Source organism: Microlunatus spumicola, assembly GCF_039536445.1.
In the GTDB taxonomy this organism is placed as follows: domain Bacteria; phylum Actinomycetota; class Actinomycetes; order Propionibacteriales; family Propionibacteriaceae; genus Microlunatus; species Microlunatus spumicola.
Map to the genome: position 1 here is coordinate 337030 of NZ_BAAAYR010000002.1, position 18642 is coordinate 355671.

General features: G+C 74.0%; 16 protein-coding genes, 1 pseudogene and 1 riboswitch. Of the genes and pseudogenes, 11 read left to right on the top strand and 6 right to left on the bottom strand.

What is annotated here, in order from left to right; all coding sequences use genetic code 11:
- Nucleotides 1-130 precede the first annotated feature (130 nt).
- The 11 genes and pseudogenes from ABD665_RS10530 (at nucleotide 131) to cobA (ending at nucleotide 13189) form a co-directional block, all read left to right on the top strand.
- Nucleotides 131-1282, top strand: a complete 1152-nt coding sequence (locus tag ABD665_RS10530) for an ABC transporter substrate-binding protein (RefSeq protein WP_344742234.1) — start codon at nucleotides 131-133, stop codon at nucleotides 1280-1282.
- A 56-nt stretch (nucleotides 1283-1338) separates the two neighbouring features.
- Nucleotides 1339-2196 (top strand): ABC transporter permease, encoded by an 858-nt coding sequence (locus ABD665_RS10535; RefSeq protein ID WP_344742236.1) that lies wholly within the window; start codon nucleotides 1339-1341, stop codon nucleotides 2194-2196.
- Complete coding sequence (locus ABD665_RS10540) at nucleotides 2193-3077, top strand: ABC transporter permease subunit (RefSeq protein WP_204910698.1); 885 nt, start codon at nucleotides 2193-2195, stop codon at nucleotides 3075-3077. The genes ABD665_RS10535 and ABD665_RS10540 overlap by 4 nt, the downstream gene beginning before the upstream one ends.
- A 61-nt stretch (nucleotides 3078-3138) precedes the next feature.
- The gene (locus ABD665_RS10545; protein ID WP_344742238.1) at nucleotides 3139-4209 is read left to right on the top strand and encodes an ABC transporter ATP-binding protein; all 1071 of its coding nucleotides are present in this window, start codon (nucleotides 3139-3141) and stop codon (nucleotides 4207-4209) included.
- Between the two features lie 49 nt (nucleotides 4210-4258).
- Nucleotides 4259-5062 carry a GDSL-type esterase/lipase family protein gene (locus tag ABD665_RS10550; protein WP_204910697.1) on the top strand — a complete coding sequence of 268 codons (804 nt, stop codon included), beginning with the start codon at nucleotides 4259-4261 and terminating at the stop codon, nucleotides 5060-5062.
- Nucleotides 5063-5320: 258 nt separating this feature from the next.
- The gene (locus ABD665_RS10555; RefSeq protein WP_204910696.1) at nucleotides 5321-6388 is read left to right on the top strand and encodes a PD40 domain-containing protein; all 1068 of its coding nucleotides are present in this window, start codon (nucleotides 5321-5323) and stop codon (nucleotides 6386-6388) included.
- A 97-nt stretch (nucleotides 6389-6485) separates the two neighbouring features.
- Nucleotides 6486-6577, top strand: a riboswitch (adenosylcobalamin (AdoCbl) riboswitch).
- A gap of 49 nt (nucleotides 6578-6626) precedes the next feature.
- A complete protein-coding gene (locus ABD665_RS10560; protein WP_204910695.1) occupies nucleotides 6627-8783 on the top strand; it encodes a VWA domain-containing protein in 2157 nt (718 codons plus the stop codon).
- Nucleotides 8783-9397, top strand: a complete 615-nt coding sequence (gene cobO, locus ABD665_RS10565) for a cob(I)yrinic acid a,c-diamide adenosyltransferase (protein WP_204910694.1) — start codon at nucleotides 8783-8785, stop codon at nucleotides 9395-9397. The genes ABD665_RS10560 and cobO overlap by 1 nt, the downstream gene beginning before the upstream one ends.
- A 208-nt stretch (nucleotides 9398-9605) precedes the next feature.
- Complete coding sequence (gene cobBC, locus ABD665_RS10570) at nucleotides 9606-12083, top strand: bifunctional hydrogenobyrinic acid a,c-diamide synthase/histidinol phosphate aminotransferase CobBC (RefSeq protein WP_204910693.1); 2478 nt, start codon at nucleotides 9606-9608, stop codon at nucleotides 12081-12083.
- Nucleotides 12080-12358 (top strand): annotated as a pseudogene (locus ABD665_RS10575) (NAD(P)-dependent oxidoreductase); the annotation flags it as partial. The gene cobBC and the pseudogene ABD665_RS10575, both read left to right, overlap by 4 nt.
- A gap of 3 nt (nucleotides 12359-12361) precedes the next feature.
- Entirely contained in the window at nucleotides 12362-13189 is an 828-nt protein-coding gene (gene cobA, locus ABD665_RS10580) for a uroporphyrinogen-III C-methyltransferase (RefSeq protein WP_344742411.1), read from the top strand.
- On the opposite strand, the gene ABD665_RS10585 is transcribed toward cobA, so the two are convergent.
- From ABD665_RS10585 to ABD665_RS10610, 6 genes are read right to left on the bottom strand one after another with little or no spacing between them, the layout of a single operon-like run.
- Entirely contained in the window at nucleotides 13104-13868 is a 765-nt protein-coding gene (locus ABD665_RS10585) for a two pore domain potassium channel family protein (RefSeq protein WP_204910691.1), read from the bottom strand. The genes cobA and ABD665_RS10585 overlap by 86 nt on opposite strands.
- Before the next feature lie 53 nt (nucleotides 13869-13921).
- Entirely contained in the window at nucleotides 13922-14263 is a 342-nt protein-coding gene (locus ABD665_RS10590; RefSeq protein WP_204910690.1) for a 4Fe-4S dicluster domain-containing protein, read from the bottom strand.
- Entirely contained in the window at nucleotides 14260-15957 is a 1698-nt protein-coding gene (locus tag ABD665_RS10595; RefSeq protein ID WP_204910689.1) for an FAD-binding protein, read from the bottom strand. The genes ABD665_RS10590 and ABD665_RS10595 overlap by 4 nt, the downstream gene beginning before the upstream one ends.
- Nucleotides 15954-16679 carry an ATP-binding cassette domain-containing protein gene (locus ABD665_RS10600; protein ID WP_204910688.1) on the bottom strand — a complete coding sequence of 242 codons (726 nt, stop codon included), beginning with the start codon at nucleotides 16677-16679 and terminating at the stop codon, nucleotides 15954-15956. Before ABD665_RS10600 ends, ABD665_RS10595 begins: the two co-directional genes overlap by 4 nt.
- The gene (locus tag ABD665_RS10605; RefSeq protein ID WP_204910687.1) at nucleotides 16679-17545 is read right to left on the bottom strand and encodes an ABC transporter permease subunit; all 867 of its coding nucleotides are present in this window, start codon (nucleotides 17543-17545) and stop codon (nucleotides 16679-16681) included. The genes ABD665_RS10600 and ABD665_RS10605 overlap by 1 nt, the downstream gene beginning before the upstream one ends.
- Nucleotides 17542-18567, bottom strand: a complete 1026-nt coding sequence (locus ABD665_RS10610; protein ID WP_204910686.1) for an ABC transporter substrate-binding protein — start codon at nucleotides 18565-18567, stop codon at nucleotides 17542-17544. The genes ABD665_RS10605 and ABD665_RS10610 overlap by 4 nt, the downstream gene beginning before the upstream one ends.
- Between the last annotated feature and the right edge of the window lie 75 nt (nucleotides 18568-18642).

Here is an 18642-nt window from a genome sequence, read left to right on the forward strand (position 1 = left end):
CCGTGCGCATCCTGCGCGGCGTGCGGCGGCGGTCGTGCCATCCTCAGCACCAGACCGGGCGTCGGGGGTCGACGCCCGCTCGAGCACGACCACTCCAGGCTGGCCCGCGAGGGCGGATCGGAACCACACCATGCGCACGACCAAGATCAACCTCACGAAGAAGATCACCGCGCTCGCCGCCATCACGACGGGGCTCGTCATGCTCGGCGCCGGCTGCGCCCCGCCCGCGCCGTCGTCGGGCAGCGCGTCGGGCAGCGCCGCCAGCGGCGCGGCCACCTGGACCTCGGCGCAGGGCGCCGGCGGGATGGACGCGCTCGTCGCCGAGGCCAAGAAGGAGGGCACGCTGAACGTCATCGCGCTGCCCCCGGACTGGGCCAACTACGGCGCGATCATCTCGGCCTTCACCACGAAGTACGGCATCAAGATCGACTCCGCCCAGCCCGACGCGGCCAGCCAGGACGAGATCAACGCCGCCGACCAGCAGAAGGGCACGGACCGCGCGCCCGACGTCTTCGACCTCGGCCAGTCCGTCGCCCTGGCCAACACGGCCAAGTTCGCGCCGTACCAGGTGTCGACGTGGAGCACGATCCCCGACGAGCTCAAGGACCCGAGCGGCACGTGGGTCAACGACTACGGCGGCTACATGTCCATCGGCTACAACACCGCCAAGGTCCCCGCCCCGACCGGCGTGAAGGACCTGCTCAAGCCGGAGTACAAGGGCAAGGTCGCGCTGAACGGCGACCCGACCCAGGCCGGCGCGGCCTTCTCGGGCGTCGTCATGACCTCGCTGGCCAACGGCGGTTCCGCGGACGACATCCAGCCGGGCATCGACTTCTTCTCGCAGCTCAAGAAGGCCGGCAACTTCCTGCCGACCGACCCGACCGCGGCGACGATCGAGTCCGGGCAGACCCCGCTGGTGATCGACTGGGACTACCTCAACGCCGGTGAGAGCGCCAAGCTCAGCACCTGGAAGGTCGTGGTCCCCAGCGACGCGCTGGTCGGCGGCTACTACTACCAGGCCGTCAGCAAGGACGCCCCGCACCCGGCCGCTGCGCGGCTGTGGCAGGAGTTCCTCTACTCCGACGAGGGCCAGAACCTGTTCCTCGGCGGCGGCGCCCGCCCCGTCCGCGCGGACGACATGGAGAAGGCCGGGACGATCGACAAGGCCGCGTACGCCAAGCTGCCCCCGGTCACCGGCAGCACGCCGACGATCCTGACGACCGACCAGACCAAGAAGGCCGCCGACGTCCTCAGCAAGGAGTGGAGCAAGGCCACGAGCTGAGCGCCCACGCAGGACCAGCAGCAGGCACGGAACAGCGGACAGAGGGAGGACGCCGGGTGGCGAGGTCACGGGTGGCACGGCTGCGGCCGGCCCTCGGCGTGCTCCCGTTCGGCGTCTACCTGCTGATCTTCCTCGTCGTCCCCACCGTGACGGTCGTGATCGGCGCGTTCGCCGACCAGGGCCGGCCCAGCCTGACGAACCTCGCCGGCCTCGTCGAGCCGAGCGTCCTCACCGCCCTGCTCAACAGCGTCCTGGTCTCCGCCATCACCGCGGTCATCGGCGCGGTGGTCGGGGCCCTGGCCGCGTACGCGGTGGTCACCGGCCGGCCGGACGGCACGCTGCGGCGGCTGGTGACCAGCGTCTGCGGCGTGCTCGCCCAGTTCGGCGGGGTGACGCTCGCCTTCGCGTTCATCGCGACGCTCGGCATCTCGGGCGTCGTCTCCACCTGGCTCGACGCCCACCTCGGCACCGGGCTGACCAGCAGCGTCTGGCTCTTCGGGCTGCAGGGGCTCGTGATCGTCTACGCCTACTTCCAGATCCCGCTGATGGTGATCGTCTTCCTGCCCGCCCTCGACGGCATCCGGGTGCAGTGGCGCGAGGCCGCGTCGAGCCTCGGCGCGAGCACCTGGCAGTACTGGCGCCACGTCGGCCTGCCGCTCCTGGCGCCGGCCTTCCTCGGCTCCCTGCTGCTGCTGTTCGCGAACAGCTTCGCCGCGTACGCGACCGCCGCCGCCCTGGTCAGCCAGGGCAGCCCGATCCTGCCGCTGTGGATCCGCAACGCCCTGACCAGCGAGGTGGTGCTGGGCCGGCAGAACTTCGCCTACGCCCTCGCGCTGGAGATGATCGTCGTCGTCGCCCTCGTCATGGCCGGCTACAGCCTGCTGGTCCGGCGCACCGCCCGGTGGGTCCGATGAGCGCGGGTCCGACCACGGCGGGTCGAGGCACCCCGGCGCGGGCCGCACGCCGTCGGCTGACGACGTTCCGGGTGATCGTGCTCGGCCTGGTCGGGCTCTTCTTCCTGGTCCCGCTGCTGAGCATGCTCGACTTCAGCACCCGGAACTTCCTCGGCGAGGGCCGGACGGGAGCGGCCTGGACGGCGCTGGTCACCGACCCGCAGCTGACCGGCGCGATCGTCACGTCCCTCGTGCTCGCGGTGCTGACCGTCGTGCTGATGCTCGTGCTCCTGGTGCCCACGATGATCTGGGTCCGCCTCCGGGTCCCGTGGGTGGCCCGGCCGCTGGAGTTCCTCTGCCTGCTGCCGCTGACCGTGCCGCCGCTGGTGATCGTCGTCGGGCTCAAGAACGTCGTCCTGTGGCTCAACTACCTCTTCGGCGACACCCCGTACATCCTGGCCCTGCTCTACGTCGTCCTCGTCCTGCCGTACGCCTACCGCGCGCTCGACGCGGGGCTCGCGGCGATCGACGTGACGACGCTCGCCGAGGCCGCGCGGAGCCTGGGCGCGGGCTGGGCCACGGTGATCGTCCGGGTGATCGTCCCGAACCTCACCACCGCGCTGCTGTCCGCCTCGTTCATCGCGGTCGCGCTGGTGCTCGGCGAGTTCACCTTCGCCTCGCTGCTCAACTACGACACCCTCCAGGTCGCGATCAACCTGCAGTCCAAGTCGAACGCGCAGGAGTCGATCGCCGCCTCGCTGGCCTCGATCCTGTTCGCCGCGCTGCTGCTCGTGGTCCTGTCGTTCGTGAGCGGCGGCCGCCGCCGTACGCGCGGCCGTCCCGCCGCCGCGCTCGCCGTGACGACCGGCAACCCGGCCCCGTCGGCCCCCACGGCCTCGTGAGGCCCCTCCCCATGAACCCGCACCGCACGAACCCGCCCCGCACGACCTCGAGAGGACGACCGTGAGCAGCGGCCAGACCAGCCCCGGCACCGACGGACGCGGCGGGGTCGAGGTGCGCTTCGAGGCCGTCGAGCGCCACTACGGCAGCGTCCGCGCTCTCGACGGGCTCGACCTGACGCTGCGGCCCGGCGAGCTCGTGGCCCTGCTCGGCCCCTCCGGCTGCGGCAAGACGACCGCCCTGCGGATCCTGTCCGGCCTCGACGACCCCACCGCCGGCCGGGTGCTGGTCGACGGCAAGGACGTCACGTCCGTCCCCGCGAACCAGCGCGACATGGGCATGGTCTTCCAGGCCTACTCGCTCTTCCCCCACCTGACCGCGCAGGCCAACGTCGAGTTCGGGCTGCGGCTGCGCAAGGTCGACCGTGCCCGCCGGGCCGCCCGGGCCCGCGAGATGCTCGAGCTGGTCGGGCTCGCCGACCGCGCCGAGCGCTACGCCTCCGAGCTGTCCGGCGGGCAGCAGCAGCGCGTGGCGCTCGCCCGGGCGCTGGCCATCGAGCCCGCCGTCCTGCTCCTCGACGAGCCGCTCTCGGCCCTCGACGCCAAGGTCCGCGTGCAGCTGCGCGACGAGATCCGCCGGGTCCAGCTCGAGGTCGGCACCACCACCCTGTTCGTCACGCACGACCAGGAGGAGGCGCTGGCCATGGCCGACCGGGTCGGCGTCATGAACCAGGGCCGCCTCCAGCAGCTCGACACCCCGCAGGAGCTCTACGCCCACCCGCGGAACGCCTTCGTCGCCGACTTCGTCGGGCTGATGAACCGCGTCCCCACGCAGGTGGCCGACGGCCGCGCCGTCGTGCTCGGGGTGGGCGTCGGGACCGTCGACGGTTCGGTGACCGCCGGAGCCGGGACCGCGCTGGTCCGGCCCGAGCAGCTCCTCGTCCGCCCCGACGACCAGGGCAGCGCCGAGGTCCTGGTCGTGCAGTTCTCGGGGGCGGTGTCCCGCGTCCGGGTCCGCGCGGCCGACGGCTCGGAGCTCGTCTCCCAGGTCACCGGCTCCGCCCTCGGCGGCCTGACCCCGGGCGCCCGCTGCTCCCTGGGCCTCGACGCGGACCGGCTGCTCGTCACCGCCTGAGTCGTGGACGCCCCGGCACCGCCGGTCCGGGCGACGCAGGGTGGGGGCTGTGACCTACGTGGCCCTCGGTGACTCGTACGCCTCCGGCGAAGGGCTCGCGCCCTCCCTCGCCTACCCCGTGCTGCTCCGCGAGGGCGGGGTCGAGCGGTTCTCCACGCTGACCCAGGCCGCCCGCTCCGGTGCGGTGACCGGGGACGTCCTCGCCACGCAGGTCTCGTCCCTGCGGGCGGACACCCGGACGGTGACGCTCACGGTCGGGGGGAACGACGCCGGCTTCGCCACGGTCGTCGCGGCCTGCCTGCACTCGCCCGACCCACGGCTGCAGGCCGTGCTCGACCAGGGCGCCCAGTGGCGGGCCGCGGCCAAGGCGGGGGCGCAGCGGCGGATCGCGTTTCTCGGCGGGCCGGCCGCCGCACCGCAGGACCGGACGGTCCCCCTGGTCCGGGTGCTCTCCGAGGTCGGGCGGCGCGCGCCCGACGCCGAGATCCTCGTGACCGGCTACCCCCGCCTGCTCGGCTCGCGGCCGACGCCCCAGGGCCACCGCGCGTCCGACGTCCTCCCGCTCTTCGTGGCCGAGCAGGACGCGGCCTGGATGAGCGCGCAGAGCGAGGCCCTCGACGCCGCGATCGCCTCCGGCGTCCAGCGGGCCCGCGCCGGCGGCGTACGAGCGCGGTACGTCGATGTGAGCGCGGAGTTCGAGGGACACGCGCTGTCGGACCGCCAGGCCCCCTGGGTCAACGGGGTCGTCCTGGCCTCGCTCGGCTCCCTCGTCCCGGACTCCTCGAGCTTCCACCTGACCGCGGAGGGTTCGCGGGCGTACGCGACCGCGCTGTCGGACGCGAGCGTTATCTGAGGGCGAGGTCCTTCAGCTGCCCCGGAAGGCGCCGCAACACAACGGCGAGCCTTCAGAACGCCGGTTGCCCTGACACCAGGTTGACGGTGCGTCTGATCACCTTCGGCTGAGGCAGGAAATCTCACCGAGCGAAACCTGAAAACTTCTCCCCGAGTATTACGGCGTTCGTACGGTTCACTGTTCGGATTGACAGCCGGCGTACGCGCTCACTGTCGTCCGACGCCGGGGGCGGCGTCGGCTGGGGGACAAGGGACTGCCGTGGACACAGCTGACGATCTGACGCGTCTTCGCTCTGACGAAAAGCCAAGACGTCGACCCCGGAGATCCTCACTCGCCGGCAAGATCCTGGTCGGCGTCCTCGCCGCCGTTCTTCCAAGCGTGTTCTTCCTGTCGGACGCGCCGCTCTGGTGGAACCGGGCACACCTGCTGTGGAACGAGTACGTCCATCCTCAAGCGCAGGCAGCGTCCGTCTCACCAATTCCTCTCTTCGCCGTTGTCGTGCCGCTGTCAGCGACAAAGGACCCGACGTATCTGGCTGTGATGGACGTGGGCTCGGGGCGCGTCTTGACACGGCTGACCGCTGATGGCTTCGGCGCCGGGACGCCCACCATCACGGCAGATCGTCGACTCGTCTACTTCTCCGACCCGAGCGGGAACGTGCACGTCTCGGACGCCGACGGGAACAACGGTCGGATCGTCTTCAGAGCGAACGACACCTGCAAGTACGTGCGCCATGTCTCGATCAGCAAGGTCGACAACGGCCACCTCCTGCTTCAATGCCGTGACAGGCCGGCTGAGAACCAGACCGACTACCACGACTTCTTCGAGCTCATCGATCTTCAGGGCCTCGTCGTCAGAAGGTTCGACACGACGTCAAGCAAGCTCGACGATCCTTCACTCTCCCCGGACGGCCGGTACCTGGCCTACTGGGGAAGCTCTGACACCGACGTCGCTGGGTATCCGGGCGGAGCGATCTTCGTGCTCGATCTTGCGTCGGATCGAGAGCCGAAGCAGCTGACGTCGATGTCCGGCTCCCGCGACACAGATCCCGCATGGGCGCCCGATTCCCGAACGCTGGCCTTCTCCCGCGAGAAGGACGACGAGAAGAGCGTCTTCAAGATCTCGGCAGCGGGAGGGAACCCGAAGCGCTTGGTCGGCAATGCTCAAAAAGCGAGCTGGTCAACAGACGGGAACTCTCTCGTCGCCGTTCGAGAGCGATCCGACGACAGAGATCAGCTGATCCGCTTCACGAAGAACGGTCACTCGGTCACGGTCTGTAGCAAGCCTCAGAGGACGATCTACGCCCCGGTCTGGTCCGGCAGGTAGGGCTGCAGCACGTCGGCTACGGGCTGAACCTGATCGTCGTTGGCCTGCTCATGCTCTTCGGTTCCGGAGGGCCTGTAGCCCTGTGACATGATCGGGCGCAGCGCGAGCAGAGGAATCCGGTGCGACTCCGGAGCGGTCCCGCCACTGTGACCGGGTGACCCCCGGAAGTCAGGACGTCTGCTGCGTGGCACACCCACGGACGCGGGCGAGGACACCCGCAGGAGGGTCCTACCCGCACATGCCTGCTCCCCCGACGGCGCGCACCGCCCGCGCCTCGCGCACGTTCCCCTTCTCCGCCGTCGTCGGCTCGGAGGACCTCGCCCTCGCCCTGGTGCTGACCACCGTGTCGCCCGAGGTCGGCGGCGTCCTCGTCCGCGGCGAGAAGGGCACCGCCAAGACCACGACCGTGCGCGCGCTCGCCGCCGTGCTGCCCCCGGTCGCCGTGGTCGAAGGGTGCCGGTTCAGCTGCGACCCGACCGACCCTGACCCCAGCTGCCCCGACGGACCGCATGACCCGGTCGTCTCCACGAGCCGGCCCGCCAAGCTCGTGGAGCTCCCGGTCGGCGCCACCGAGGACCGGGTCATCGGCTCGCTGGACCTGCGCCAGGCGCTCGGCGCGGGTGACGTCGTCTACTCCCCCGGGCTGCTGGCTGCGGCTCACCGCGGGCTGCTCTACGTCGACGAGGTCAACCTCCTCCACGACCACCTCGTCGACCTGCTGCTCGACGCGGCGGCGACCGGACGTTCGACGGTCGAGCGTGAGGGCGTCTCCATCGCCCACGCCTCCCGCCTGGTCCTCGTCGGCACCATGAACCCCGAGGAGGGCGAGCTCCGCCCGCAGCTGCTCGACCGCTTCGGGCTGACCGTCGAGGTCGCTGCACCCCGGGACCCCGTGCTGCGCGCCGAGGTCGTCCGGCGGCGGATGGCGTACGACGCCGACCCGGACACGTTCGTGGCGAGCTGGGCCGACGCGGAGACCGAGGTGCGCGAACGCCTCGCCCGCGCGCAGGCGCTGGTCGGGCACGTCGAGCTGGGCGACGCCGAGCTGCTGCTCATCGCGCAGGTGTGCGCGGCGTTCGAGGTCGACGGCCTCCGGGCCGACCTCGTCACCGCCCGCGCGGCCGTCGCCCACGCGGCCTGGCACGGCCGCGACCGCGTGACCAAGGCCGACATCCGCGCCGCGGCCCGGCTCTCGCTGCCGCACCGCCGCCGGCGCAACCCGTTCGACGCGCCCGGCCTCGACGAGGACCTGCTCGACCAGCTGCTCGGCGACGACGACCCTCCCCCGCCGGAGGAGCCGCCACCGGGCAACGCGCCCGACGACTCCGAGGGCACGGGCGACGCGACCGACCCGGGCGACGCCCAGGCCGGCGACCCGCCCGCGACCCCGCCGGGCCCCGGTCCCCAGGACGGACCGAGCAGCACCGGCGACGGGAACGGCCAGCCGCAGGACCGTGAGCCGGAGCCCTCCACCTCACCGGCCGAACCGTCGACACCGGACGAGCAGGCCCCCGCGCCGCAGGCCGTCGCGCTGTCGGTCGCCGCGCCGGGCCAGGCCTACCGCACGCGGTTGTTCACCGCGCGCGGCGTCGGGACGGGCACGGCCGGACGTCGCAGCCGGGCCGTGACGACGACCGGGCGCACCGTCGGCTCGACGCTGCCCGACGGCGAGCACCGGCCGCTGCACCTCAGCGCGACCGTCCGGGCCGCGGCCCCGCACCAGGGCGTGCGCGGGCGTACGCCGGGCGGCCGGCTCCAGCTCGTGGGGACCGATCTGCGGCACGCGGTGACCGAGGGGCGTGAGTCCAACCTCGTCCTGCTGGCCGTCGACGCCTCCGGTTCGATGGCCGCCCGCAAGCGGATGGCGGCGGTCAAGACCGCGGTCCTCTCGTTGCTCCTCGACGCCTACCAGCGCCGCGACAAGGTGGGGCTGGTGACGTTCCGCGGGAACGAGGCCGTCCTCGCCCTCCCGCCCACGTCCTCGGTCGAGGTCGCCGCCCGCCGGCTGACCGACCTGCCCAGCGGGGGGCGTACGCCGCTGGCCGAGGGCCTGCTCCGCGCCGCGGAGACGCTGCGTCTCGAGCGGTTGCGCGACCCGCGCCGCCGGCCGCTGCTGGTCGTCGTCACCGACGGTCGCGCCACCTCGGGCCCGGACGCGGTGGCGCGTTCGCGCCAGGCCGCCGAGCTGCTCCGGGCGACCGGCGTCAGCGCTCTGGTCATCGACTGCGAGACCGGCCGGATGACCCTTGGCCTCGCCGCGGACCTCGCCGTACGCCTCGGCGCCGACCACGTGAAGCTCGGCGAGGTCGCGGCCGGGAGCCTCGTGGACGCGGTCCGCACCGAGCGCGCGGCGCTCGACCCCGCCCTCCGCAAGACGCAGGGAAGGGCCGCCTGATGCCCGAGGGACGCGTCGAGCAGACGCCGGACGACGGGCTGACCACCAAGCAGCGCCGGAACCGGCCGCTGCTGGTCGTCCACACCGGCGACGGCAAGGGCAAGTCGACGGCCGCGTTCGGGCTGGCGATGCGCGGGTGGAACCAGGGCTGGTCGATCGGGGTCTTCCAGTTCGTGAAGTCGGCCAAGTGGCGGATCGGGGAGCAGACCGTCCTCGAGACGCTCGGCGAGCTGCACGCGCAGACCGGCCAGGGCGGCCCCGTGGAGTGGCACAAGATGGGCGCCGGCTGGTCCTGGACGCGCAAGGCCGGCACCGAGGACGACCACGCCCGCGCCGCCGCGGAGGGCTGGGCGGAGATCAAGCGCCGCCTCGCCGCCGAGACCCACACGCTCTACGTGCTGGACGAGTTCACCTACCCGATGCAGTGGGGCTGGGTCGACACCGACGACGTGATCGACACCCTCGCCAACCGCACCGGGCAGCAGCACGTGATTATCACCGGCCGCCGCGCCGACCCCCGCCTCGTCGAGGTCGCCGACCTGGTCACCGACATGACCCAGGTCAAGCACCCCTTCGAGCAGGGCCAGAAGGGCCAGCGAGGCATCGAGTGGTGAACCCCGCCGTCGTAGCGAAGCCCCTCGCCCCTCCTGTCCCAGGACTTTCACGTAAACGTGAAAGTCCGGTACTGACCACGGCAGATCTGCCGTGGTGAGTACCGAGCTTCCGGGCACAGTGCCCGGGGACGCCAACCCCTCCGGGGCCGCCTTCGACGAGCTCAGGACACCGCTTCGACAGGCTCAGGGAACGTCTGCAGGCTCACCGGTGGCCACCGTCCTCCCCCGCCTCGTCGTCACCGCCCCCGCCTCCGGGCACGGGAAGACGACCGTGGCGACCGGGCTCATGGGCGCGCTGCGGGCGGAGGGGCTCGAGGTCGCGGGGTTCAAGGTCGGGCCGGACTACATCGACCCGGGCTACCACGCGCTCGCGACCGGCCGTCCCGGACGGAACCTCGACCCGCACCTCTGCCGGGCCGACCAGCTCGCGCCGCTGCTGCTGCACGGTTCCGCCTTCCCTGAACCCGCCGACGTCGCCGTCGTCGAGGGCGTCATGGGGCTCTTCGACGGCCGGATGGGGGGCGAGGGGTTCGCGTCCACCGCCCACGTCGCCGGGCTGATCGACGCACCGCTGGTCGTCGTCGTCGACATCTCGCGGATGGCCCGGACGACCGCCGCGCTCGTGCACGGCCTCCACACCTTCGAGCCGGGCACCCGCCTGTCCGGCGTCATCCTGAACAAGGCCGGCTCGGCCCGGCTGGTCGACGAGATCACCGCCGCGCTCGAGGCGACCGGCCTGCCCGTGCTCGGCGTGCTCCCCCGCGACGCCGGCATCGAGGCCCCGTCGCGCCACCTCGGGCTCGTGCCCGCGGGCGAGCGCGAGCAGGCGGCCGAGACCGTACGCCGCCTCGCCGAGCAGGTCAGCGCCCAAGTCGACCTCTCCGCGGTCCTCGCCGTCGCCCACGGCGCGCCGCCGCTCACCGCCACGGCCTGGGACCCGGCCGCCGAGGTCCACCCGCCCTCCGCGGCCCGCCCCCGGATCGCCGTCGCGGCCGGCCGTGCCTTCACGTTCCGCTACGCGGAGACCGAGGAGCTGCTGCGCGCGGCCGGCTGCGAACCGGTCGAGATCGACCCCCTCGTCGACCAGGCCCTGCCCGAGGGCACCTCCGGGCTCTACCTCGGCGGCGGCTTCCCGGAGGTCCACGCCACCGAGCTCAGCGCGAACGCAGCCCTCCGCGCCGACATCGCCGAGGCCGTCGCGGCCGGCCTGCCCACGGTCGCCGAGTGCGCCGGCCTGCTCTACCTCTGCCGCAGGGTCGACCGCGTGCCGATGGTCGGGGCGCTGGACGCCGAGGCCGTGATGACGCCGAAGCTGACCCTGCGCTACCAGGCCCTCGTCGCCCCGGAGGACGGCCTGCTCGGCCCGGCCGGCACCCGCGCGACCGGGCACGAGTTCCACCGCACCACCGTCACCCCGGAACGGGGTGACGCGACCCGGGGCGAGGGGGCCGCCTGGCTGGCGGACGGGCACGCGTACGGCTTCAGCCTCGACCCCGCCGGCCTCGGCGGCGCGACCCTGCACGCGTCCTACCAGCACATCCACTGGGCCGGGCACCCCCGGCTCGCGCAACGGTTCGCGGACGCGGTCCACGACCACCACGCCCGGACGACCCCGCAGCCCGAGGCCCGGAGCAACAGCGAGCACAGCGACGAGCACGACCTCGACCACCACGGCGACCGGGACGCGACCGAGGGCCTCGTCGACCTCGCCGTGAACGTCAGCACCGCGGCTCCCCCGCGCTGGCTGCAGGACGTCGTGAACGCGGCGACGGCCACGCTCGGGAGCTACCCGCGGACGGACGAGGCGAGCAAGGCGATCGCGGCCGCGCACGGCGTCGACCTCGACCGGGTGCTGCCCACGGCCGGCGGCGCGGAGGCGTTCACCCTGGTCGCGCGGGCCTTCACGCCCCGGCGGGCGGTCGTCGTCCATCCCCAGTTCACGGAACCCGAGGCCGCCCTGCTGGCCGCCGGCCACCGGGTCGAGCGGCTGCTGCTGAGCGCAGACGAGGGCTTCGTCCTGCACGCCGACCAGGTGCCGGAGGACGCCGACCTGGTCGTGGTGGGCAACCCGACGAACCCCACGAGCGTGCTGCACCACGCCGACACCCTCCGGGCGCTGGCCCGGCCTGAGCGCGTCCTCGTCGTCGACGAGGCCTTCATGGACGCCGTGCCCGGCGAACCCGCCTCGCTCGCCGCCGCCGACCTGCCCGGCGTGCTCGTGCTCCGCTCGCTGACCAAGACCTGGGGGCTGGCGGGCCTGCGGGCGGGCTACGTGGTCGGCGACCCGGCGCTCGTCGAGCGCCTCCGCGCGCAGCAGCCGCCGTGGTCCGTGTCGTCCCCGGCCCTGGCCGCCACCGCCGCCTGCCTGGCCCCGGCCGCCCGCGCGGAGGCGGCCGACGCCGCCTCCCGCCTCGAGGGTCGCCGCCGGGCCCTCGTCGACGCCCTCGCCCCGCTGGGCCTGGAGCCGGTCGCGGCGTCCCGGGCCCCGTTCCTCCTGCTCGACACCAGCGGGCTGCGTCCCGACCGCCCGCGCGGCTGGCTGCGGCTGGCCCTGCGGGACCAGGGGTGGGCCGTGCGCCGGGGGGAGACGTTCCCGGGGCTGCACGCCGACTGGCTCCGCGTGGCCGTCCGCGACGCGGAGACCAGCGCCGCCTTCGCCGCCGCCGTGGCACGGTGCCTGGCATGAGCTTCACCGCGAACCTCGAGCTGACGGGCTGCGCCGTGCTCGTCGCCGGCGCGGGCGCCGACGCCCTCGGCCCGGTGCGCTCGCTGCTGAACGCCGGCGCCGTGGTCCGGGTCGTCGGTCACGCACCCGTCGACTCGCTCGTCGACCTGGCCGAACGCGGTCAGATCGGCCTCGAACGCCGCTCCCCCAGCCCGGTCGACCTGGGCGCCGCCCACCTCGTCGTCGTCGCCGACCCCGCGCTCGACGAGGCCGTCCGCGCGTGGTGCGTCGAGCTCGGGATCCCGCTCGTCGGCAGCCGCCGGTCCGAGGCGCCGTCGCCCGTACGCCGTCAGGGCTCCGTCGTGCTCGTCGGGGGCGGCCCGGGTAACCCCGGCCTCATCACGGTCGCCGGGCTCGCGGCCGTCCGTGGCGCCGACGTGGTCGTGACCGACCGACTGGCCCCGCTCGCCGTGCTCGACGAGGCGCCCGCGCACGCCGAGGTCATCGACGTCGCCAAGATCCCGCGTGGGGCCTTCACGTCGCAGGAGCGCATCAACGAGCTGCTGGTCGAGCACGCCCGCGCCGGCAAGCGCGTGGTCCGGCTCAAGGGCGGCGACCCCTTCGTCTTCGGGCGCGGCGGCGAGGAGTGGCAGGCCTGCGTGGAGGCGGGGCTGCCCGTCGAGGTGATCCCGGGGGTGTCCTCCGCGCTGAGCGGGCCGGCCCTCGCGGGTGTGCCGCTGACCCACCGCACCCTGACCCAGGGCTTCACCGTCGTGTCCGGGCACCTGCCGCCCGGCGACCCGGGCTCCACCCTCGACTGGGGCGCGCTGGCCCGCAGCGGCACGACCCTCGTCGTGCTGATGGGCATCGCGACGCTGCCCGCGATCACCGCGGAGCTGGTAGCCCAGGGGATGACGGCCACCACGCCGGCGGTCACCGTCATGGAGGCGGGGCTGCCCGGTCAGCGCTCGGTGACCGGGACCGTGGCCGACATCGCCCGGCTCGGCGAGGAGGCGGCCGTCCGCGCCCCCGCCGTGACCGTCATCGGCCAGGTCGCGGGTCTGTCCCTGCAGTCTCCCGCCGCACCTGCTCCCCCGCCTCGGGATGCGTCATCCGCTTCCGGTTGAGCGTCAGCCCGACCACCCGCGAGACGAACAGCGCCACGTAGGCCAGCCCGGCCAGCTGCTCGATCATGACCACGGCGCGCGCCTGCGGCAGGACCGGGACCACGTCGGACAGGCCGGTGCTCGACAGGTTGGTGAAGCTGAGGAACAGCAGCTCCAACCAGGTCCGCGGGGCGTCCGGGTCGACCGCCGCCGTGAAGCTGCCCGGCACGACCTGCTGCAGGCCGGAGAAGACGTACGCGAACGCCCACGCCACCAGGGTGAACGTCGCCCCGACCGCCCACAGCTCGTCGCGCGTGACGTCGCTGTCGGACAGCATGTAGCCGAGCATGCTGCTGGCGGCCCAGAAGTAGAACAGGGCGTGCACGACCGCGCCGGCGAGCGTCAGCCCGCCCGAGCCGGTGACGGCGGCCGCGATCGACAGCCCGGACGCGGTGACACCGAGGACGACGGCGAGCCAGGTCGGGCCCGGCTGGTCGCGCACGGCCCAGATGGCCAGGCCGAGGACCAGGGCCCCGAACACCTCGAAGGTGACGCGCCAGCCCGCGGCCTGCGCGTCGTTGGTCGCGTAGAGCAGCACGCCGACCAGCTGCGTCACCAGCAGGATGGCCGACGGGTGCCGGACGAGCTCGCGCTGCAGGAACAGGTGCGGGACCGTCGTGCGCGGCGGCACCTCTCTCATGGGTGCGACCCTAGGGCGTATCTCCCCGCTCCACCGGGAGCAGGCGGCACGCGCTAGCCGCCGCCCGCCGTGAAGAGGTGGTTCTTGTCCCGTCGTGCCCCGGCCGTCCGCCCGCGTCCCCAGCCGAGCACCTCACGGTAGGAACCGAGCGCGCCGGAGGCCACGAGCGCCTCCTCGTCGGTGTGGACGCTGCCCGCCGGCGCCGGTCCCGCCAGGGGCGCGACGTAGAGGGCGTCGGTCGGGCAGTACGCCTCGCACATGAAGCAGCTCTGGCAGTCGGACTGCCGGGCGATGACCGGCACGCCGTCCTCACCGCGCTCGAACACGTCCGTCGGGCACACCTCGATGCAGACGTCGCAGGCGACGCACCGGCTGCTGCTCACCACCTCGATCACGAGGCCCTCCGCTGCTCGTACGCCGTCGGGGCCGCGGCCTGCGGAGCCGGGACCGCCACGGGCGTCCCGTCCACCAGCCGCGGCAGGACCGGGTCGGGCCGGGTCCAGACCCGGTCGAGCCCGCCGACCAGGAGCCGGTGGCCCCAGCCCGGGTCGACGTCGGGCCGGTCGGTGCGCCGGTGCATGCCCCGGGTCTCGGGGCGGGCGAGCGCGGCCGCCGTGACCCACCGGGCGTTCGCGGTCAGCGCGGCCGCCCGCCGGGCCCGCAGGGCGTCCCGGCCCTCGCCGCCGAGCGCGTCGCCGGCCTGCGTCCACACGGTCTCCAGCCGACGGCCGGTGACCGCCAGCCGTACGCCGTCGCGCCGGGCCGTCAGCGCGGGCGGGAGCACCTCCTCCTGCACCGCGGCGACGACGGCGTCGGCGGCCTCGGGGTCGACGCGACCGCCGGGCCGCAGGCCGACGCGGCCGAGCGGTTCGCCGGGGGCCACCGGACCGCGACGGGCGCGGGCGGTCGCCGCCGCCCCGCGCCCCGCGAAGGTCCCGCTCGAGATCGCCCAGGCGCCGTTGTGGCTGCCGCCGCCGCTGATCGAGCCCGTCACGAGCTCGCGCGTCGCCGCGTCCCCGGCCACGTGCAGGCCGGGCACCGTCGTCGCGCAGCCCTCGTCGACGACGCGCAGCCCGCCGGTCCCGCGGACCGTGCCCTCGTAGACCATCCGGAGCGGGTAGCGGTCCTCGAACGGGTCGACGCCCGCCTTCTCCAGCGGCACGAAGTAGTTCGGCTGCGCCTCGCGCATCGCCGCCCGCAGGTGCGGCGGGGCCTGGTCGAGGCGGGCGTGCACCTCGACGCCCTCGGTCAGCAGCCGCGCCGCGAACGCCCGGCCGTGCACACCGGGCGGCGGCTCCAGCCGGGTGCCGTCGGCGTCGTAGTAGGAGGCGAACTTGAGCATCAGACCCTTCGTGTGGACGCCCCAGGCGGCCGAGAGGGCGTACGCGGTGGAGAACTCCATCCCCGACAGCTCCGCCCCGGCCTCCGCCGCCATCAGCTGGCCGTCGCCGGTGTCGACGTTCGTGCCGAAGCCGCCGGACAGGAAGGCGCAGCCCCCGGTCGCCAGCACCACGGCGCGGGCGCGGACCCGCCAGGGCGCAAGGCCCTGCTGCCGGGCCAGGCCCGCCGCGCCGACCACGGCCCCGTCGGCGTCGGCCAGCAGCTCGAGCGCCGGGTGGTGGTCGAGGATCGTCACGCCGCTGCGGTGCACCCGCCGGCGCATCCGCCGCATGTACTCGGGGCCCTGGAGGCTGGTGCGGTGCTCGGTCCCGTCCGCTTCGCGGGGGAAGGGGTAGCCCCAGGTCCCGAGGTCGTCCAGGCGGCGCCAGGTCTGGTCGAGCACCCGGTCCATCCAGCCGACGTCGGTCAGCCCGCCCGCGATCGCCTCGCGGGCCCGCAGCGCGTCCTCGCGGGCCGCGCCGGGCGGGACGGCCCACAGGTTGTTGCCCCCGGACGCGGTCGCGCCGCTCGTGCCGCACCAGCCCTTGTCGGCCAGCACGACCCGGACGCCCTGCTCCGCCGCCGACACGGCGGCCCACGTGCCCGCCGGTCCCCCACCGAGCACGAGGACGTCCGTCTCCAGCTCGTGCGCGGGCCCGTCGGCGACGCCGGCCGGCCGGGTCGCCCCGCGGCCCCGGGTGCCGCTCACGCGGCGTCCTCCGCGGGCGCCCCGACCTGCTCCTCCACGCCGAGCTCGGCGAGCAGGCGGTCGCGCAGGGCACCGAAGCCGGGCGCCGTCCGGCTGCGCGGGCGGGGCAGGGCCACCTCGAGGTCGAGGCTGATCCGGCCGTCGGACAGCACCAGCACCCGGTCGGCGAGCAGCACGGCCTCGTCGACGTCGTGGGTGACGTGCAAAACCGCCGGGCGGTGGGCGTCCCACAGCTGGCGCAGCAGCCCGTACATCTTCAGCCGCGTCAGCGCGTCCAGCGCGCCGAACGGCTCGTCGAGCAGCAGCAGCCGGGGCTCCCGTACGAGGGCCCGGGCGAGCGACACGCGCTGGGCCTCGCCGCCCGACAGGGTCAGCGGCCAGGCGTCGGTCTTGCCCGCCAGCCCGACCTCGGCCAGCGCCCGCCGCGCCCGGTCCGCCGGGTCCGGCCCGTCGAGCGCGAAGGCGACGTTCGCGAGCGCGCGGCGCCAGGGCAGCAGGCGGGGGTTCTGGAAGACGACGGAACGGTTCCGGGGGACCTCGACGGTCCCCGAGAACTCCCGGTCCAGACCGGCCAGGACCCGCAGCAGGGTGCTCTTGCCCGAGCCGCTGTGGCCGAGCAGGGCGACGAACTCGCCGGGCGCGACATCGAGGTCGAGCCCGGCCAGCACGTGCTGCTCGCCGAACGTGCGGCCGACGCCGCGCACGGTCACCGCGCCGGTCATCAGACCCCCTCGAAGCCGAGGCGCCACGACAGCAGCCGCCGCTCCAGCAGCTTGACGAACGCGTAGCTCAGCAGGCCCGCGACGGCGTAGATCACGATCACGAGCAGCGACACGTCGAACTGCAGCAGCGTCTGCGCGCGCGACATCAGGAAGCCGATGCCCTCGGTCGTGTTGATCGTCTCGGCGAAGATCAGGCTCAGCCAGGCGCTGCTGAGGCCCAGCCGCAGCCCGACCAGGAAGCCGGGCATCGCGCCCGGCAGGATCACGTCGCGCACCAGGCGCGAGCGGCCGGCGCCGAGCACCTGCGCCATCTCGACGAGCTGGCGGTCGACGTTGCGGATGCCGCCGTACGTGTTGACGTAGATCGCGACGCCCACGCCGAGCGTGATCAGCAGGACCTTCGGGCCCTCGCCGATCCCCATGAAGATGATCAGCAACGGGGTCAGGGCGAAGTTCGGCACGGCCTTGAGCACCTGCATGGTCGAGTCGAGGAGGTCCTCGCCGATCCTGCTGAACCCGGCCAGCAGCGCGACGGCCACCCCGAGGACCACGCCGAGCGCGGTGCCCTCGGCGACCCGGACGAGCGAGCGGCCGACGTGGCGCTGGAGCTGCCCGCTGGCCAGGAGGTCCCAGCCGGCCCGAAGCACCTCGCTCGGCGGCGGGATCAGGTCGCGGTCCAGCAGCCCGAGCAGCGAGCCGAGCTGCCAGACGACCAGGAGCAGCAGCGGCCCGGCCAGCCGGCGTACGCGGCGGGGCACGGTGAACCGCGGGGCGACCGTGCCGACGGTGCCCTGCAGCGCGACGGTGTCCGGCGGCGGCACTCGGCGGGCGGCGCGCGCGGCGGTCGAGGGCCAGGTGAGCGTCATGCCTGGCCCACCCACTGCTGCAGGTCGAACGGCTGCTTGAGCGTCCCGTCCGCGGCGAGGAAGTCGTACGCGGCCTGCAGCTCGGCCAGCCCGTCGGCCGGGAGGGCCTCCCTGTTGAAGGTGTCGGCCGTGGTGACCTGGCGGACCAGGGCGACGTCGACGCCGTCGTTCTGCGCGACCCAGGCGGTGTAGTCGTCGAGGTGGGCCCGGACGTCGGCGTTCGTCGCGGTGAGCCCGGAGCGCCAGGCGTCCTCGAAGCCCGGGTGGCCGTCGACGAAGGAGGACAGCGCCACGGTCGTCCCGACCGCGCCGAGCCCGTGCGCCATGGTCTTGTCGAGCACGGGGTAGCCGCGGTTGGCCAGGTCGGCCGCGCCCGTGCCGGTGACGATCGTCGCGTCGACGCTGCCCGAGCTCAGGCCGGCGATGGACTCGGGCGTCGGCACGTCCTTGACCTCGACCTTGCCGGTGAGGCCGGCGGTCGCGATCAGCTGGCGGGCGGCACGGTCCCGGATGGTCCCCTGCGGCGCGGTCACGGAACGTCCGGCCAGGCCGGCGATCGTGGTCGGGCCGTTCTTGGCCCCGATCAGCCAGGCGTCCTGGTGGACCTGGTCGAAGGCCAGCAGCCGCAGGTCGGCGCCGTTGCCCTTGGCCGTCAGGGTCGGGTTGTCCCCGACGACGGCGACGTCGACGGCACCGCCGAGCAGGGCCGCGACGACGTCCTTGCCGGACTGGAAGTAGCTGTACTCGATCTTCTTCACCCCGGCGGCCTTGAGCCGGTCGCCGAGGATCCCGGTCTTGTCGCCCCACCCGAGGCTGCCGGACGGCGTCCCGGTGACCGAGGTGGCGCCGACCCGCAGGGTGAAGGTCGGCGCGGACCCGGCGTCGGTGGTGGACGACGACGCCGGGGTGCAGGCGGCGACGACCACCGTGACCAGCAGCGCGAGGAGCGCCAGCGCGGGTCGGGGACGCGCGGACGGGGTCCGCGACGGTCGGTTGGGCAGGGCGGTGGCAGTGGCAGGCATGGCGGGGCTCCGGAGGCAGGGCGAGCGGGCGGGGAGGACGGGTGCGGCTCGGTGGACCACGGGCCGGTCGGGAGC

What these genes read in the sequence shown, in the direction of transcription:
- ABD665_RS10530 (WP_344742234.1), top strand. Translation starts at nt 131, where the DNA reads ATGCGCACGACCAAGATCAACCTCACGAAGAAGATCACCGCGCTCGCC.
- ABD665_RS10540 (WP_204910698.1), top strand. Translation starts at nt 2,193, where the DNA reads ATGAGCGCGGGTCCGACCACGGCGGGTCGAGGCACCCCGGCGCGGGCC.
- ABD665_RS10560 (WP_204910695.1), top strand. Translation starts at nt 6,627, where the DNA reads ATGCCTGCTCCCCCGACGGCGCGCACCGCCCGCGCCTCGCGCACGTTC.
- cobO (WP_204910694.1), top strand. Translation starts at nt 8,783, where the DNA reads ATGCCCGAGGGACGCGTCGAGCAGACGCCGGACGACGGGCTGACCACC.
- ABD665_RS10585 (WP_204910691.1), bottom strand. Translation starts at nt 13,868, where the DNA reads ATGAGAGAGGTGCCGCCGCGCACGACGGTCCCGCACCTGTTCCTGCAG.
- ABD665_RS10600 (WP_204910688.1), bottom strand. Translation starts at nt 16,679, where the DNA reads ATGACCGGCGCGGTGACCGTGCGCGGCGTCGGCCGCACGTTCGGCGAG.
- ABD665_RS10605 (WP_204910687.1), bottom strand. Translation starts at nt 17,545, where the DNA reads ATGACGCTCACCTGGCCCTCGACCGCCGCGCGCGCCGCCCGCCGAGTG.
- ABD665_RS10610 (WP_204910686.1), bottom strand. Translation starts at nt 18,567, where the DNA reads ATGCCTGCCACTGCCACCGCCCTGCCCAACCGACCGTCGCGGACCCCG.